This window comes from Actinomycetospora rhizophila (genome assembly GCF_042657905.1).
Taxonomy (GTDB): domain Bacteria; phylum Actinomycetota; class Actinomycetes; order Mycobacteriales; family Pseudonocardiaceae; genus Actinomycetospora; species Actinomycetospora rhizophila.
This window is the reverse complement of record NZ_JBHSKG010000008.1, coordinates 98,111-112,643: the sequence shown is the minus strand read 5'-3', so window position 1 is coordinate 112,643 and position 14,533 is coordinate 98,111. Positions and strand designations below refer to the sequence as shown.

At 76.5% G+C, this 14,533-nt stretch carries 17 protein-coding genes; 8 read left to right on the top strand and 9 right to left on the bottom strand.

Annotated elements, in window-relative coordinates:
- Nucleotides 1-143: 143 nt before the first annotated feature.
- The 6 genes from ACFPK1_RS16580 (at nucleotide 144) to ACFPK1_RS16555 (ending at nucleotide 4,319) form a co-directional block, all read left to right on the top strand.
- Nucleotides 144-413: an SHOCT domain-containing protein gene (locus ACFPK1_RS16580; RefSeq protein WP_378022041.1), complete on the top strand. Its 270-nt coding sequence runs from the start codon at nucleotides 144-146 to the stop codon at nucleotides 411-413.
- Between the two features lies 1 nt (nucleotide 414).
- Complete coding sequence (locus tag ACFPK1_RS16575) at nucleotides 415-891, top strand: DUF1003 domain-containing protein (protein ID WP_378022040.1); 477 nt, start codon at nucleotides 415-417, stop codon at nucleotides 889-891.
- A gap of 150 nt (nucleotides 892-1,041) precedes the next feature.
- Entirely contained in the window at nucleotides 1,042-1,491 is a 450-nt protein-coding gene (locus ACFPK1_RS16570; protein ID WP_378022039.1) for a CBS domain-containing protein, read from the top strand.
- 107 nt (nucleotides 1,492-1,598) lie between these two features.
- A complete protein-coding gene (locus tag ACFPK1_RS16565; protein WP_378022038.1) occupies nucleotides 1,599-1,964 on the top strand; it encodes a VOC family protein in 366 nt (121 codons plus the stop codon).
- Nucleotides 1,961-2,992: a carbohydrate kinase family protein gene (locus tag ACFPK1_RS16560; RefSeq protein WP_378022037.1), complete on the top strand. Its 1,032-nt coding sequence runs from the start codon at nucleotides 1,961-1,963 to the stop codon at nucleotides 2,990-2,992. The genes ACFPK1_RS16565 and ACFPK1_RS16560 overlap by 4 nt, the downstream gene beginning before the upstream one ends.
- A 67-nt stretch (nucleotides 2,993-3,059) precedes the next feature.
- Entirely contained in the window at nucleotides 3,060-4,319 is a 1,260-nt protein-coding gene (locus ACFPK1_RS16555) for a site-2 protease family protein (protein ID WP_378022036.1), read from the top strand.
- A gap of 22 nt (nucleotides 4,320-4,341) precedes the next feature.
- Here ACFPK1_RS16555 and ACFPK1_RS16550 read toward each other — a convergent pair whose 3' ends face one another.
- Nucleotides 4,342-5,799, bottom strand: a complete 1,458-nt coding sequence (locus ACFPK1_RS16550) for a CHASE3 domain-containing protein (protein ID WP_378022035.1) — start codon at nucleotides 5,797-5,799, stop codon at nucleotides 4,342-4,344.
- Nucleotides 5,800-6,020: 221 nt separating this feature from the next.
- On the opposite strand from ACFPK1_RS16550, the gene ACFPK1_RS16545 reads away from it, so the two are divergent.
- Entirely contained in the window at nucleotides 6,021-6,602 is a 582-nt protein-coding gene (locus ACFPK1_RS16545; RefSeq protein WP_378022034.1) for a proteasome activator, read from the top strand.
- A gap of 219 nt (nucleotides 6,603-6,821) precedes the next feature.
- On the opposite strand, the gene ACFPK1_RS16540 is transcribed toward ACFPK1_RS16545, so the two are convergent.
- The 3 genes from ACFPK1_RS16540 to ACFPK1_RS16530 all read right to left on the bottom strand — a co-directional run bounded on the left by ACFPK1_RS16540 (nucleotide 6,822) and on the right by ACFPK1_RS16530 (nucleotide 8,347).
- Nucleotides 6,822-7,109, bottom strand: coding sequence for a hypothetical protein (locus tag ACFPK1_RS16540; protein WP_378022033.1), 288 nt, complete (start codon nucleotides 7,107-7,109; stop codon nucleotides 6,822-6,824).
- Between the two features lie 125 nt (nucleotides 7,110-7,234).
- Nucleotides 7,235-7,651 (bottom strand): STAS domain-containing protein, encoded by a 417-nt coding sequence (locus tag ACFPK1_RS16535; protein ID WP_378022032.1) that lies wholly within the window; start codon nucleotides 7,649-7,651, stop codon nucleotides 7,235-7,237.
- Nucleotides 7,652-7,876: 225 nt separating this feature from the next.
- Entirely contained in the window at nucleotides 7,877-8,347 is a 471-nt protein-coding gene (locus tag ACFPK1_RS16530; protein WP_378022031.1) for an Hsp20/alpha crystallin family protein, read from the bottom strand.
- A 166-nt stretch (nucleotides 8,348-8,513) separates the two neighbouring features.
- Here ACFPK1_RS16530 and ACFPK1_RS16525 point away from each other — a divergent pair, with 166 nt between their 5' ends.
- Nucleotides 8,514-9,935 carry a serine/threonine-protein kinase gene (locus ACFPK1_RS16525; RefSeq protein ID WP_378022030.1) on the top strand — a complete coding sequence of 474 codons (1,422 nt, stop codon included), beginning with the start codon at nucleotides 8,514-8,516 and terminating at the stop codon, nucleotides 9,933-9,935.
- A gap of 40 nt (nucleotides 9,936-9,975) precedes the next feature.
- Here the strand turns inward: ACFPK1_RS16525 and ACFPK1_RS16520 are convergent, their stop codons facing one another.
- The 5 genes from ACFPK1_RS16520 to ACFPK1_RS16500 all read right to left on the bottom strand — a co-directional run bounded on the left by ACFPK1_RS16520 (nucleotide 9,976) and on the right by ACFPK1_RS16500 (nucleotide 14,488).
- Nucleotides 9,976-10,758, bottom strand: a complete 783-nt coding sequence (locus ACFPK1_RS16520) for a sigma 54 modulation/S30EA ribosomal C-terminal domain-containing protein (RefSeq protein WP_378022029.1) — start codon at nucleotides 10,756-10,758, stop codon at nucleotides 9,976-9,978.
- Complete coding sequence (locus tag ACFPK1_RS16515; RefSeq protein ID WP_378022028.1) at nucleotides 10,755-11,120, bottom strand: dsRBD fold-containing protein; 366 nt, start codon at nucleotides 11,118-11,120, stop codon at nucleotides 10,755-10,757. Before ACFPK1_RS16515 ends, ACFPK1_RS16520 begins: the two co-directional genes overlap by 4 nt.
- 76 nt (nucleotides 11,121-11,196) lie before the next feature.
- Nucleotides 11,197-13,542, bottom strand: coding sequence for a phosphoenolpyruvate synthase (ppsA, locus tag ACFPK1_RS16510; RefSeq protein ID WP_378022027.1), 2,346 nt, complete (start codon nucleotides 13,540-13,542; stop codon nucleotides 11,197-11,199).
- A complete protein-coding gene (locus ACFPK1_RS16505) occupies nucleotides 13,539-13,673 on the bottom strand; it encodes a hypothetical protein (RefSeq protein WP_378022026.1) in 135 nt (44 codons plus the stop codon). The genes ppsA and ACFPK1_RS16505 overlap by 4 nt, the downstream gene beginning before the upstream one ends.
- Nucleotides 13,670-14,488 carry a SpoIIAA family protein gene (locus tag ACFPK1_RS16500; protein ID WP_378022025.1) on the bottom strand — a complete coding sequence of 273 codons (819 nt, stop codon included), beginning with the start codon at nucleotides 14,486-14,488 and terminating at the stop codon, nucleotides 13,670-13,672. The genes ACFPK1_RS16505 and ACFPK1_RS16500 overlap by 4 nt, the downstream gene beginning before the upstream one ends.
- Nucleotides 14,489-14,533 lie beyond the last annotated feature (45 nt).

Here is a 14,533-nt window from a genome sequence, read left to right as displayed (position 1 = left end):
CGGGAGGTCCCGGCGCGCGCCGCCGGTGGTCACCCCCGGCACGGGCCGTCCGGCGCTGGTCCCGCGGAGCCGCTCGGCGTCATCCTCGCCCCGGATCGGCCGGCGGGGAACCGCCCGCGGGCCGGTGAGCGGAGGAGGACCTGATGATGTGGGGCGGGTACGGCTTCGGCTGGATGGGCCCCGTGATGGGCGTGTCCGCCGTCCTGTGGTGGGTGCTGGTGATCGCGGTCGTGGTGGCGGTGGCCCGCTGGCTGCGCACCGCGGAGCGGGGCGGGCCGGGCGTCGAGGGGCGGGCCGGCGACGGGGTGCACGCCGCGGACGAGGCCCGTCAGATCCTCGACCGCCGGTTCGCGCGCGGCGAGATCGACGCCGAGGAGTACGCCGACCGGCGTCGTCTCCTGACCGGGAGCTGAGGTGCGCGCCGGACCCGACGCGCGGGCGAGCGGGGACCGGCACCCGGCCAACCTGCTCCGCCACGGCGGGGCGACACTCGGCGAGCGCGTGGCCGACCGGGTCACCGCCTCGTTCGGCTCGTGGGCGTTCATCCTGGCCCAGAGCGCGGCGATCGTCGTGTGGATCGCGGCCAACGTCGTCGGGGTCCTGCGGGCGTGGGACCCGTACCCGTTCATCCTGCTCAACCTGCTGTTCTCCACCCAGGCGGCCTACGCGGCGCCCCTGATCCTGCTCTCGCAGAACCGCCAGGCCGAGCGCGACCGGGTCAAGGCGGAGCACGACTACGCCGTCAACCAGCTCGCCCTGCAGTTCCTGCTCGCCTGGCACGACGACACCCATCCGCCCGGCTGCACCTGTGTGGCCGACCTCGGTCCCGAGGCCGAGCGGCTGCTCGCCGTCACCCACCTCCCCGCCCTGGTCACGACGCCGCCGCCGTGACCCGACCGCCGGACCCGGGTGCCCTTCGGCTCGCCCCTTCCGCGACCAACGGCCCTGGGGTGGCGCCGGGGTCCGCGATCCGATCCGGGCGGCCGCCGCAGGGGCGGCAGCGACACCCCAGCGACACCCAGGTACCACCAGGAGGTCCCCGTGAAGGCACGAGACATCATGAGCCGGCCCGTGACGCAGGTCGGCCCGGACACCCCGGTGACCGACGCGGCCGCCGTGCTCGTCGAGCAGGGCTTCTCCTCGCTGCCGGTGGTCGAGGGCGACCGGCTGATCGGCATCGTCGGCGAGGCCGACCTGGTCCGCGGGCGGATCCCCGCCCAGGACGGTGGCCACGCCACCGCCGGCACCGCCGGCCGCGTGGGCGACGTCATGACGCGCTCCCCGATCACCCGCGAGCCGGGCAGCGACGTCGCCGACGTGGTGGCCACCATGCTCGACCACCAGCTCCGGGCGCTCCCGATCGTCGAGGGGGGCGAGCTCGTCGGGATGCTCGCCCGCCGCGACGTCCTGCGCTGCGTGGCCAAGGGCGAGCTGACCTCGGCCGAGGTCTGGCGTGACCGTTTCGGCCTCGTCGACCACGACCGCGGCTGACGGGACCTCCGGCTCGGTCGGTCGGGCCCAGCGGCTCCTGCCGCGATCGGACCGGCCGCCCCAGCCTCGGGTGATCGGCGGACGCCGAGCCTCGAGGAGGAGACACCATGGGCAGCCCGGTCGTGCACTTCGAGATCGGGGGCGCCGACGGCGCGCGTTCCCGCACGTTCTACGCCGAGCTCTTCGGCTGGTCGGTGGCGACCGAGTCCCACGGGTACGGCGTGGTGGCCACCGGCTCCCGGGACGGCATCGGCGGCGGCATCATGCAGGCCCCCGAGGGCGTGCCGCCGTGGGTGACCGTGTACGTCGAGGTCGACGACCTCGACAAGTCGCTCGCCCTGGCCGAGGAGCTCGGCGGGCGGAAGATCATGGGCCCGGCGCCGATCGGGGAGATGGGCGACGTCGCGATGTTCGCCGACCCCGACGGCAACCCCATCGGGCTGGTGCGGCTCAACCCGGGGCAGGGTTCGTGACGGCCGCCGACGCCCCGGACGTCCTCTACGTCGGCGACCTCGTCACCGACACGGCGATCGAGCTCATCCGGGACGCGAACACGATCACGTACAGCGACCGCGCGGGGCCCTGGCTCGCGATGCGCTCCGGCGCCAAGCTCCCGTTCGCCGGCTTCCAGGACTTCGACGCCTGCGGCAACGCCGCCAACGCCGCGGTGGCGGGCACGCGGCTGGGGCTGCGAGCGGCCCTCGCGGCCGACGTCGGGAAGGACGACACGGGCCAGCGCATCGTCGCGCGGCTCCAGGAGCACGGCGTGGACACCCACCTCGTCCGCGTGCACCCCGACCAGCACAGCAACCACCACTTCGTCCTGCGCCACGGCGCCGAGCGCACGATCCTCGTCAAGCACCACGAGTTCGCCTACCGCTGGTCGGCGCCGACGGGCAGCGCGGTACCGCGATGGGTCTACTTCAGCTCGTTGAGCGAGCACGCCGGCGGTTATCAGGACGAGATCGCGCAGTGGCTGGCAGGGCACCCCGACGTCCGGCTCGCCTTCCAGCCCGGGACCCTGCAGATCCGCGCGGGAGTCGATCCCCTCCGCGCGATCTATCGCCGCGCCGAGGTCGTGATCATGAACCGCGAGGAGGCCGTCGCCGTCACCGGCGGCGACCACGCCGACGTGCACGATCTCCTGGCCCGGCTGCACGCCCTCGGTCCGGCGAAGGTCGTCGTCACCGACGGCCCGGAGGGCGCCTACGCGTCCGACGGCGACGAGCACCTGTGGATGCCCCCGTACCCCGACCCCGCGCCGCCGGTGGAGCGTACCGGCGCCGGCGACGCGTTCGCCGCGACGCTCGTGGCCGCGCTCGCCCGTGGCGAGACGTGGCGGACCGCCCTGCGGTGGGCGCCGGTCAACAGCATGAACGTCGTGCAGCGGGTGGGCGGGCAGGCGGGCCTGCTCCGGCTGCGGGAGCTCGAGGAGCTGCTGGCCCGGGCCGGGGCCGACTACGGGCCGGCGCCCTTCCCGGAGGGCCCGCCGTCCCGGTGACCTCCGGTCCTCCCGGCCCCGCGCGGGCCGTGGGGCACTGGGACACCGGACGAGTCGGGAGGTCGCCATGGCCGGGACACGGACGGACGCCGGCGCGGGCGCGGTGCGTCTCGGGCGGATCGCGGGGGTCCCCGTCACAGCCCACGGGAGCGTGCTGGGCATCGTCGCGCTCATCGCGGTCGTCGTGGCGCGCTCGGAGATGCCGCTGCTCGCACCCGGGCACGGCCCGCTCGCGTACGGGATGGCGGGGCTGGCGGTCGCGCTCCTGCTCATGGTCTCGCTGCTCGCGCACGAGGCCGCGCACGCCCTCGTCGCCCGGGCGAACGGTCTCGGGGTCGAGGGCATCACGCTGTGGCTGCTGGGAGGCTCGACGCGACTGCGCGGCGAGCCGGACCGGCCCGGCACCGAGCTGCGGATCGCCGTCGTCGGGCCGCTCGTCAGCGGGCTGGTGGGCGGGCTCTTCGCCGGAGCGGCCGGCGCCGCGAGCCTGCTGTCCGCCGACCTCCTGGTCGCGGTCGGCGTCGAGCTCGCGGTCATCAACCTGGTCCTGGCGGTGTTCAACCTGCTCCCGGCCGCACCGCTCGACGGGGGCCGGGTGCTGCGCGCCGCCCTGTGGGCGCGCCGGGGCGACCGATGGGCCGCCGGGGTGACCGCCGCCCGCGCCGGGCGGGGACTCGCCGCCCTGCTCGTCGCCGCGGGCCTCGTCCTCACGGTCGTGGCCGGCTTCGGCGGGCTGTGGGTCGCGATCGTCGGCTGGTTCATCGGGGTCGCGGCCGGCGAGGAGGAGCGCCGGGCGCGGCAGGCTCGCACCCTGGCGGGCGTGCCGGTCTCCGCGGCCGCCGCAACCGTGCCGACGATCGTCGCCGACGGCGCCGCTCCCGGGGAGCTCGCCGCCGCGGCCGCGGCTCCGGCCGGCCGCGTCGGAGGCGTCCTGCTGGTCGGCGCGGACGCCCGCCCCTCCGGCTACGTCCCGCCCAAGCGGCTCCGGGCCGCGTCCGTGCGCGACCCGGTCGGCGTGCGGCGCCTCGCGGTGCCCCCGACGCGGCTGACGGTCGCGCGCCCGGACGACGAGCTCTCCCCGCTCCTCACGCGGCTCGCCGAGCCCGGCAGCCGTCTCGTGGTCCTCTCCGACGACGCCTCGATCCGGCTGGTGTCGGCGGCCGACGTGGAGCGGCTCCTCCGCAGCACGGACGACGACGGCGCGGGCACGACCGCGGTCGAGGACCTCGCCGCCGACGCGCCGCCCCCGCCGGGCTGGTGGTGGCACGGCGGCCCCGGCCCGGGCGCGTCGGTGCCGCCTCGGCCCCGCTCCGATCACGGGGCGTGATCCGGGACGACGGCACGCCGGATCAGCCCGGCGACGAGACCGGGCCGGCGGCGTCGACGGTGTTCGTGATCTCCGGGGCGCGCCGGAGGCTCCAGGACACGACGGTCCCGCCGCCCGGACGGGGGGTGACCGCGAGCGTGGCGCAAAGACGGTCGGCCCGCCGGGCGACGGTGCGCAGCCCGTCGCCCCGTGCGAGGTCCACCGGGACGCCCACCCCGTCGTCCTCGACCGTGAGGGCGATCCGTTCCTCGTCGACGTGCAGCCGGACCGCGGCCGAGGGGGCGCGGGCGTGGCGGGCGACGTTGCCGAGCGACTCCCGCAGGACGGCGAGCAGTTCCTGCGCGACCTCGTCGGTGAGGGCCTCCTCGAGGGGCCCCTTGATCTCCAGCGCGGGCGTGAGGCCCAGCGCGCGACCGCTGTCACGGACCAGGTCGAACACCTGCCCGCGCAGCGTCGCGGCCGAGACCTCGGTGCGGACCAGCCCGGCGATGAGCTCCCGCAGCTCGCGGACGATGGCGTCGGTCTCGTCGACGAGCGGGGCGAGCGCCTCCTGCGCTCCGGGGTGGCGGCGACCCGCGGCCTGCAGCGCGAGCCCGAGGGCGAAGAGCCGCTGGATGCTGTTGTCGTGCACCTCGGCCGACAGCCGGTCCCGCGCGTCGCGCAGGGCGAGCTCGAGACGGGCGTCGGCGAGCTCGGCGCCGTGGTCGAGGAGACGCGATCGCATCGTCTCGACCGCCGCGCCGATCGCCGCGAGGTCCTGCGGGCCGGTGACGGCGAACGGGGTCTCGTACGCCCCGGCCGCAGTGCGCTCGGCCTGCGTCTGCAGGGCCAGCAGGGGACGCAGCATGCGCCGTCGGACCAGGGGTACCGAGACCGCCGCGACCACGAGCGCCAGCACGGCGGCGGTGAGGGCGACCGCGTTCGCCACCTGCTGCGCCGCGAACACCTGCTCCAGCGCGTCGTGCGCCCGGCCCGCGGTCCGGTCCTCGAGAAGGCCCAGCCGCTGGCGCAGCACGTCGAACAGCTGCTTGCCGCGACGCTCCGAGGCGTCGAGCCGCTCCCGGGGTACGGGGCCCGCCTGCCGGGCCGCGATGTCCGGCTCGGCCACCTCCGCGCGCCACGTCGCGGACGCCTGCGTGACCGCGGCGAGCTCGGCCTCGGCCGTCGGATCCGGACGCAGCAGCTCGGCGAGCGACGCCGTGGCCTCGGCCTCGGCCCGCCGTCCCGCCGTGTAGGGCCCGAGGAAGGCGGGGTCGCCGAGGAGCAGGAAGCCACGCCGCCCGGTCTCCTGGTCGGCGGAGGCCGTGAGCAGGGACCGGGTCGCCTGCTGCGCGGGCAGCAGGCGGTCCACCAGCTGGTCGACCGTCCGCGCGACGGAGAGCCGGGCGAGCCCGGTGACGAGCGCGCTGACCAGGACGAGCCCGACCAGCAGGGTCACGAGTCCCCACACGGTCGCGCGCAGCGTGGGGCCGTGCCGCATGACGACCTCCGTCTCCCGATCTCGTCGAGGAGCATCGTCGCCACCCGGGCGCGGTCCCAGGGCCGGACGTCCCGGACGGAGGGGCCCCCGAGCGCGCCGACCGGTGCGCGGTGCGGCGCGCGCCCGCCGGACGGCCCGGAGCGGAGGGTCCCCTCGGCCCTGGGCCGCATCCGGCGCGGCGCGCACCCTGGCGTGGCGAGCACCCCATGCCTGGAGGACACATGGCCCCCTCGAGCACCGAGCCCGGGACGGACTCCCCGGCGGCCGCCGGCCCGCCCGCACCGGCCGCCGGCCCCGTCGTGCACGACACCCGGCGGTGGTCGCGCGACGGGCGCGCGACGCCGGCGGCGCCGAGCACGGCTCCGGCACGGTCCGCCACGGCGCCACCGGCCGCCCCCGACACGCCGTCGGAGGTCATCGACGCCGGGCCGTTGCTGCGGATCGGGACGATGATCCGCAAGGTCCTGGAGGAGGTCCGGGACACTCCGCTCGACGAGCGCGCCCGCGAGCGTGTCCGCGACCTCCGCGACCGTGCGGTCGAGGAGCTCACCGCCCACCTGGGCCCGGAGCTGCGCCGCGAGCTGACGGCACTCGAGATCCCGCTCCCCTCTGACGAGGTGCCCGAGGACGTGGAGCTGCGGATCGCCCAGGCCCAGCTCGTCGGGTGGCTGGAGGGACTGTTCCAGGGCGCGCAGATGGCCTTCGCCGCTGAGCAGATGGCGGCCCGCTCTCAGCTCGAGCGGATCCGTCACGAGGCGACGCAGCAACGGGAGGGGGCCGCTCCGGAGGGCCAGTACCTCTGAGGGACGGCCCGTGCGGCGAGCACCGGCCGGGTCGCAGGTCCGTCCGGGCCTACCGAGACCGTCGGCCGCCCCTCACGGGGGAGAGAAGGGCGACCGACGGCCCGCGCCCCCGGGGAGCGTTACGGCGGAGCCCCGGTGCAGCCCTGACAGTAGGGTCGACGCGCCGTCCCGACGATCACCCGGCGGCCGCAACTCCGCCCAAGGATCTCCGTGTCCGGATCAGCTCTCTGTGCCGGGTCGCTGTGCCGACGGCCGGGCCGACGACCGCAGACGCTGGCGGGCGAGGCGCTCGAGCAGTTCGGGCAGGGCGCCGGGCGGCACGCCGTCGAGCTCGCGACGGCACCGGACGACGGTGGCCGACACGACCGCGACGTGATGGCCGGGGAACTCGGCCGTCAGCCGCGCCACGGCGTGCGGGACCGTCCCCCCGTCGCCGCGGGTACCGGCCAGGCCGGCGTCCTCGCCGGCACGAGCCGGCCTCGGGTGGAGCGGGAGCGGAGCAGACATCGCGTCCTGTTCGTCTCGGGGTCGTGGCGTGGTGCGTGTCGGGGGTCGGGTTCCCGCACCGTGGCGTGGGTCGGGACGTCACGCCAGGGCCGAACGTCCCGGGCCGGACGAACGGACGGGCGGGGTCAGTCGACGCTGACGTTGCGCGCCCCGACCAGTCCGCGGTGCAGCACGCGCCGCACCGGGACCCGGGGGTGCTCGATCAGCAGGACCCCGCCGTGCTCGCGGAGCCGACGTGTCCCGCGGAGGAGCGCGGCGCACCCGCGCAGGCCCAGGAAGTCCAGCGGCGCCAGGTCGAGCCGGAAGACGCCCTCGCAGGGATCGCTGGCCGAGGCGATCACCAACGCCGCGCCGGCATCGGTGAAGAAGGACAGCGTCCCGCCCAGGTGCAGGCGACAGGGGGTGCTCGCGGCGCCGTCGGGCCGGCCCTGCTCGACGACGATCCGCGTGCCGGCGGCCCGGACCTCCTCGACGCATGCTCGGACGTGCGGCGCGACGTCCAGGTCGTTCTCGAACACGATCAGGACATCGCCGTCGTACATCTCCGCGTTCGCCCCCGCACCGCCGCACCCCGCTGACCCGCCGCGGACCCCTCCCCTGTCGCCACCGGCCACCCCGACTCCCAGGGTCGGGGCCGGTGACGCGCGGGACAAGGGGCCATGTCGCGGAGCCGGGTCGGCCGGGTGCCGAGCGGTGGGACCCGGATCGGGTCCCACCGCTCCGTCCACGGCGGGCCGGGTGTCCACGGGGTGCGACGGCGCCGGGTGTCAGCCCTTCTCGATGGCGATCGTGGTGGGCTCGGGACCCTTCTCGGCCTCGGGCATCGGGACGCGCACCGTGAGCATCCCGTCCTTGTAGGACGCCGTCACCGAGCCCGGGTCCACCCCGTCCGGCAGCGGCAGGCGCCGGGAGAAGGTGCCGTAGCGCAGCTCGTGCCGGTGGTAGCCCTTGTCCTCGGTGTCCTCGGTGACCTTCCGCTCCGCGCGCAGCACGAGGATGCCGTCGGCGACCGTGAGGTCCAGGTCCTTCTCGGGGTCGATCCCGGGCATCTCGGCCTTGATCACCAGGTCGCCGTTCTCCCGGTACTCGTCGACCTTGATGACCTCTTCGGGGGCCCGCAGCGCGGGCTGGTCCCAGGTCCGCGCGGGGAACGCGCGCATCCAATCGTCGAACATCCGGTCGAACTGCCGGAAGACGTCGGACGAGGTCATGGGGGTCTGGCGTCGGATGATTGACATGTTCTCCACCTCCGGTCCCGACGCTGCGTGCTCCCCTCTCGGTGCTCCAGGGACCAACGGCCCCTGACGGCCGCCCGTCCGGACCCCCGCGCACGGTGCCTGCGGCCGTGCCGACGGCGTGCCCGGCCCCCGACGCTCGTCGGGGCCGACCACCGGGAGAGACGCTGTGGACCAGGCCGACACCCGCACCGACGAGGTCGCCGGACGATACCGACTCGGGCGCGTCCTGACCGCCGATCGACGGCGACGGGTGCACGAGGGATGGGACACGCGGCTGCGGCGCGCCGTCGCGGTGGTCCTGGTCGCGCCCGCGGCGGGCACCGACCCCGATCCGACCCTGCCGTCCTCCCCGGTGACGCCGATCCACCTGCACCGGCCCGGACTCGTGGAGCTCTACGACGGCGGCGTGCACGGCCACGAGGTCTTCTTGATCTGCCAGCGCGTCCCCGGTCCCACGCTCGCGAGCCTCCTGACCCGGCGGTGGACGGCGACGCAGCTCGCCGACCTCGTCCACCGGCTCGCGCGGACGCTCGAGCCGGTGCACCGGTCCGGGGCGGCCCACGGCGCCCTGACCCCCGACCGGGTCCTGCTCGGCGGCCCCCGCCCCATGATCGCGGAGTGCGGCGTCGCCGCCCTCGTCGAGCGGTGGTCGGGCCTGCCCGAGGACACCGGCTACCGGGCACCGGAACAGTCGACCGGCCACACCGGGTCACCGGCGGACGTCTTCGCGCTCGGACGCATCCTCCTCGACGCACGCCTGCGCCCCTTCTCCACCGGTGCGCGCGACCTGCGCGCCCTCGCCACGCGTATGACCGCCACCGAGCCCTCGGCGCGTCCGGAGATCCGGCAGGTCGCCGCGGACCTGGCCGTCTGCCGGGACCGCGCGACGAACGCACGTCTCCGGCGGCCCGCGTGCCCGGTCCGCATCGCCACCGCCGCCGCGACGGCGGCAGGCCTGGTCCTGGGTGCGACCGTGGCGCTGGGAGCCGTCGAACCGGGCGCCGGCGGCGGCTCGGCCCTCGTCGCCCCGCGCGAGCCGCCGCCGCTGCCGGCCCTGACGCGCGGCCGACTGCCCGTGCCCGCCGAGCCGGTCGACGCGCACCACGGCGTGTCTCCGGTCGTCAGGACGCCGGTCGGCCGGACGTCCACCGTCCCGCCCGGCGATGACTCGTCGCCCGTGCGGTCCGTGCCGCCGGCGTCGTCGGGACCCTCGCGCACCGAGCCCACGGCCGCCCCGTCGACCACGACCCGGCCCACCACCCCGCGGACCACCCGGCACGCCGCCCCGTCGACCACCCGGCCCACCGCCCCGTGGACCACCCGGCGCGCCACCCCGTGGACCACCCGGCGCGCCACCCCCTCGACCACCCGGCCCACCATCCCGTCGGCCGCGACCCCGTCCAGCGCGACGCCGCGCCCGGTACGTCCGTCCGCGACGCCGCCCCCCGTGGGCACGCCGCCCGCCGGGACGCCCGCGCCGGCACCCACCTCCCGGCCGGCCGGCGGATCAGAGACCGGACGCGCGACCGCCGGTCCCACCGACCCTGCCGACGGGGTCACGGAACCGGTCACGAGCAGCGCGCGGTGAGCCGCCGGGACCCGGCGGTCCACCGTGACGTCGAGGCCGGTCAGGGGGCCGGCTCGGGCGGCGCGGCCGTCAGACCCGTCTCCACGTCGACGAGCACTGTCCGACCGCGTTCGTCGAGGTGCACCACACGTGCCCGTCCGATCCCGGGGTCGTGGAAGAACACGAACGGCAGGGCGCCGAGGCGGAGCTGCTCCGCCGCACCCTCGGGACCGGTCGTCCGCGCGGCGCGGGAGCTCACGGTCGTGCCGGCCGCTCCAGGCGGCTGCGGGGCGGAGCCGTCGTCGACGGCGACCCGGCGCCCGGTGGGGCCGCCGCGATAGACGACCGCGCGCCGCCCGGTGGACCGCTCCACGAAGAGATGGAAGGCCTCGTCCCGACTCTCCATGATCGCGACGGCGTCGGCCACCGAGGTCGGTACGGCCTGCACGACGTCGTGGCGGCTGATCACACCGTCGACGGAGCCGGCGGGCGCCGACCTGCCGGTGTGGGCCGGCTGCCGCCGGGCGTGGGCGTCGCCCACCTGGCGGCGCAGCCGGTCGACGAGCAGATCCACCGCCTCGCGCGGTGTCGCGGCCACGACGTGGGCGTGGAGACGGCGGCCGGCGAGGTCGACGTGGGCGCTCGCGACGATCGGTCTCTCGCGCGCCGGGTCGTCGTGGCGCACGACCCGGATGCGGGCCGGCCCGAGGGGGTGCACGCCGTGGTCGAGCGCCTGGATCACCTTCTCCCGCGCGTACGGCGCGAGACCGGTGCCGATCACCCCGCGGAGCTCGACCACGGGCGGGGCAACGGCGGTGATCGCGGTGCGGTGCGTCGAGGTCATGGAGTGGACGGTGTCCCGCGCTCCGTGAGCGGGGCAGGGGCCTTCGGCCCGGACGGGACCGAGCCGGCCGGACGGGAGCCGAGGGCCGGTCGTCCGTATGCGTTGGCGAACGCGTCGTCGACGGCGTGGTCGCCGAGGCGGTGACCGAGTGCGACGAGCGCCCGCGCCGCGGCCATCTGCCGGCCGATGACCGCCACGGCGGGGTGATCCGGCCACCGCACGGCACGTCCTTCGACGGCCAGCACCTCCCCCGGGCCGACGACGTCGTCCGGAGCGCCGTCGAGCACGGCGCGGGCCCAGGTCGCGCCGTCGTCCCCGTCCTCGAAGACCACGGTGATCGTCCACGTGCTGGTCGTCGTCATCCCTCGACCGTGCACCGGGGTGGCCGCCGGCGGGCGGGCCGCTCGGGCGCGACGAGCGGGTCGGAGGTCCTCTCTCTCACCGCTGCGCGGTCCGGCCGAGGGCCGCGTCGAGCAGGACACGCCGCTCGGCTCGTCCGATCGCCGCGCGCACAGCGTCCACCGCGTGAGGGTCCACCGACACCGCGTCGATCCCCGCACGGACCAGCACCTCGGCGAACTGCGGACGCCGGGTCGGCGCCTGGCCGCACAGCGACGAGGGCACGCCGTGGCGCCGCGCGGTGGCGATGATGCGCTCGACGGCATCGACCACGGCGGCGTCGCCCTCGTCGTACACCTCCGCGCAGCGTTCGCTGTCGCGGTCGACCCCGAGCATCAGCTGGGTGAGGTCGTTGCTGCCGATCGAGACCCCGTCGATGCCGCAGGCGATGTACTCGGGCAGCCGGAAGACGACCGAGGGCACCTCGGCGGTCAGCCACCGCTGCAGGCCCCGCTGCCGACCCAGCGGGCTCGCGTCGACCAGCTCGAGGCAGGCCTCGAGCTCCCACCGGGTCCGCACGAACGGCAGCATCACCTGCAGGTTCGGCGAGCGCTGCCGCACGCGGGCCAGCGCGCGCAGCTCCAGGGCGAACACCTCGGGCTCGCGCAGGTAGCGGTAGGCGCCGCGGTAACCGATCATCGGGTTGCTCTCGGGCGGCTCGTGCCGCTCGCCGCCGGTCAGGCCGCGGAACTCGTTGCTGCGCAGGTCGGTCGTGCGGTAGAGCACCGGCCGCGGCGCGAAGGCCGCCGCGATCGTGCCCACCGACGCGGCGACCCGGTCGACGAACTGCTCCTGCTCCCCACGGGCCACCAGCTCGCGCGGGTGCACGCCGCCCAGCGCCGCGGTCAGCAGGAACTCCGCGCGCAGGAGGCCGACACCATCGACGTCGGCGCGCGCCGCCACCCGCTCGGCCGCCTCGGGGAGCGCGAGGTTGACGTGGACCTCGGTGCCCAGGGCGGCGATCTCCCCCGCGGCGACCTCCGGCGGTGCGGCGGGTGTCGCGCGGACCGCCGGCGGCGCCGTGGCCCTCGTGGCGACGGTGGCGCCCGCAGCGCCGGCGGTCCGGTCACCGTCGAGCACCTCGCCGGTGCTGCCGTCGACGGTGACCATCCGGCCGTCGGTCAGCACGACGGTGGCCCGCCGCGTCCCGACCACGCAGGGCACGCCGAGCTCGCGGGCCGCGATCGCCGCGTGGCACGTCGCGCCGCCGGTGTCGGTGACGATCGCGGCGGCGCGGCGCAGCGTCGGCAGCCAGTCGGGGTTGGTCAGCGGGGCGGCGAGCACCTCGCCGGGCTGCAGGGCAGCGCCCTGGTCGGGGCTGTGCAGGACACGGACCGGGCCGGCCACACGACCGGGTGTCGCCGGGAGGCCGCGCAGCAGGACCTCGGCCGGACCGCCCGTCCCGGAGCCTCCGTCGAGGCCGGTGGTGATCGGGCGCGCCTGGACCAACCAGAGCCGCTCGCCGTCGTGCGCCCACTCGATGTCCTGGGGCCGGCCGTAGTGCTCCTCCACCCGCCGGGCGAGCGCGGCGACCTCGACGATCCCGTCGGGCGAGAGCACCGGGGCCGCCCCGCGCTCCGGGTCCAGCGGCACGCTGACGTCCGTGCCGTCGGGACCCCGGACGACCTCGTGGCTCTGCACGCCGACACGCATCGACCGCAGGCGCAGGCCGTCGGCGGCCACCTCGTAGGTGTCGGGCTCGACGGTGCCGCCGACCACGACCTCGCCCTGTCCCCGGGCCGCCTCGATCAGGACGACATCGCGCTCGCCGGTGCGCGGGTCGGCGGTGAACGCGACGCCGGCACACCGCGCCGCCACCATCGTCTGGACGACCACGGCGATCGCGGGTTCGCCGGCGTACCCCCGGGCCGCGCGGTAGGCCACGACCCGTTCGCCGAACAGCGACGCCCAGCAGTCGACGACACGGCGCACCAGCTCGTCGGCGGTGCGCACGGTGGTGAACGAGGCGTTCATCCCGGCGAACGAGGCCTGTGCCCCGTCCTCCCCCACCGCCGACGACCGGACCGCGACGACCGGGCGTCCCAGCCCGTCCCACGCGGCCCGGACGTGCTCCTCGAGCGCCGGGGGCATCCCGGCCGTGCGGACCTGGTCGGCGAGGGCGGCGCACAGCTCGGGCAGGCGGTCGGGTGGGGCGGCCCGCGCCTCGTCGTGCCCGGCGGCGAGCGAGGCCCGGACCCCAGCGGCGTCCATCGCCGCCCGGTAGGCCTCCGCCGGCAGGACGAACCCGTCGGGGACGGGGAACCCCGCAGCGATCAGCTCGCCGAGGTGGGCGGCCTTGCCACCGACGTCGGCCGCGTCGGCCGCGCGGACGGCGCTCAGGGGCCGTACCGCGCTGGCGGTGGGGCGCTCGGCGGTCGTGCTCACGGGGCCTCCCGATCGGTCGGGGCGGGGGACCCGGCGTCGCGGGTGACCCGGCGGTCGAGGACATCGAGCAGCAGGAGCAGGGCCATCAACGTCGCGGGAAGCCCCACCGGGACCCAGAGCCAGGCGATCACGACTCGTCGTCCGGGGACGTCGGTCGTGGCCCGCGGAGCGTGCCGGTGGCCCCGGCCGCACCGAGCGGGACACCGTCCTCGCTGCCGGCCCAGCCGATCGCCTCGTCGAGGTCCTCGTAGGGGAAGTGCCGGACCTGCGGGTGCAGGGTGGCGTCCGCGACCGTCGCCGCCGCGGCCGGGACGACGCCGTCGAGGGCGAGGGCGAGACGCCGAACGCGGTGCTGGTGGCCCGCCACGAAGCCGACGTGGTGCCAGAGCGCGGGCAGGTTCGCCCACCCCGGGATGCCCGGGGCGTGCACGACCAGCCCTCGGAGCTCACCGGCGGACCGCAACTCGTCGTCCACCGCGGCGCCGAGGGCGTCGATGTCCTCGGTCCGCAGGGCGCGGTCGACCTCCACCACCACGACGCCCGCCGCGGGGTAGGTGCGCGTGTGGATGCGGGGGCCGGCGTCGACCGCGAGGAGCCAGGCGACGGCGTCGTCGCGCTCGACGGTCGTGAACGCGCGCAACGGGTAGGGCGTGGTCCACGCGGCGAGCCGGCAGGCCGTCCGCATCCAGCCGAGATCGGTGAGCACCGCGAACGCGGCGAAGTGCCGCATGGCGCGCAGGCCCAGCCGCAGGTCCTCCCAGAGCGCGGCCGGGGTGACACCGGCATAGTCGTCCTCGACCCGGCACAGGACCCGCAGCATCCGGTCCGAGCGCTCGGCCTCCTGGACGAGGGGCAGCACGACGGCGTCGTACTCCCCCCGGGTCAGCACGCCCCCCGCGCGAACGGCGTCGATCTCGGGCGGGACGTCGGTCATCCTCTCGATCACCGTGCCTCCTCAGCTCGTCGGGCGCGCCGCGATCGGTGGCCCCGT

What these genes read in the sequence shown, in the direction of transcription:
- ACFPK1_RS16580 (WP_378022041.1), top strand. Translation starts at nt 144, where the DNA reads ATGATGTGGGGCGGGTACGGCTTCGGCTGGATGGGCCCCGTGATGGGC.
- ACFPK1_RS16565 (WP_378022038.1), top strand. Translation starts at nt 1,599, where the DNA reads ATGGGCAGCCCGGTCGTGCACTTCGAGATCGGGGGCGCCGACGGCGCG.
- ACFPK1_RS16555 (WP_378022036.1), top strand. Translation starts at nt 3,060, where the DNA reads ATGGCCGGGACACGGACGGACGCCGGCGCGGGCGCGGTGCGTCTCGGG.
- ACFPK1_RS16550 (WP_378022035.1), bottom strand. Translation starts at nt 5,799, where the DNA reads ATGCGGCACGGCCCCACGCTGCGCGCGACCGTGTGGGGACTCGTGACC.
- ACFPK1_RS16545 (WP_378022034.1), top strand. Translation starts at nt 6,021, where the DNA reads ATGGCCCCCTCGAGCACCGAGCCCGGGACGGACTCCCCGGCGGCCGCC.
- ACFPK1_RS16540 (WP_378022033.1), bottom strand. Translation starts at nt 7,109, where the DNA reads ATGTCTGCTCCGCTCCCGCTCCACCCGAGGCCGGCTCGTGCCGGCGAG.
- ACFPK1_RS16535 (WP_378022032.1), bottom strand. Translation starts at nt 7,651, where the DNA reads ATGTACGACGGCGATGTCCTGATCGTGTTCGAGAACGACCTGGACGTC.
- ACFPK1_RS16530 (WP_378022031.1), bottom strand. Translation starts at nt 8,347, where the DNA reads ATGTCAATCATCCGACGCCAGACCCCCATGACCTCGTCCGACGTCTTC.
- ACFPK1_RS16520 (WP_378022029.1), bottom strand. Translation starts at nt 10,758, where the DNA reads ATGACCTCGACGCACCGCACCGCGATCACCGCCGTTGCCCCGCCCGTG.
- ACFPK1_RS16515 (WP_378022028.1), bottom strand. Translation starts at nt 11,120, where the DNA reads ATGACGACGACCAGCACGTGGACGATCACCGTGGTCTTCGAGGACGGG.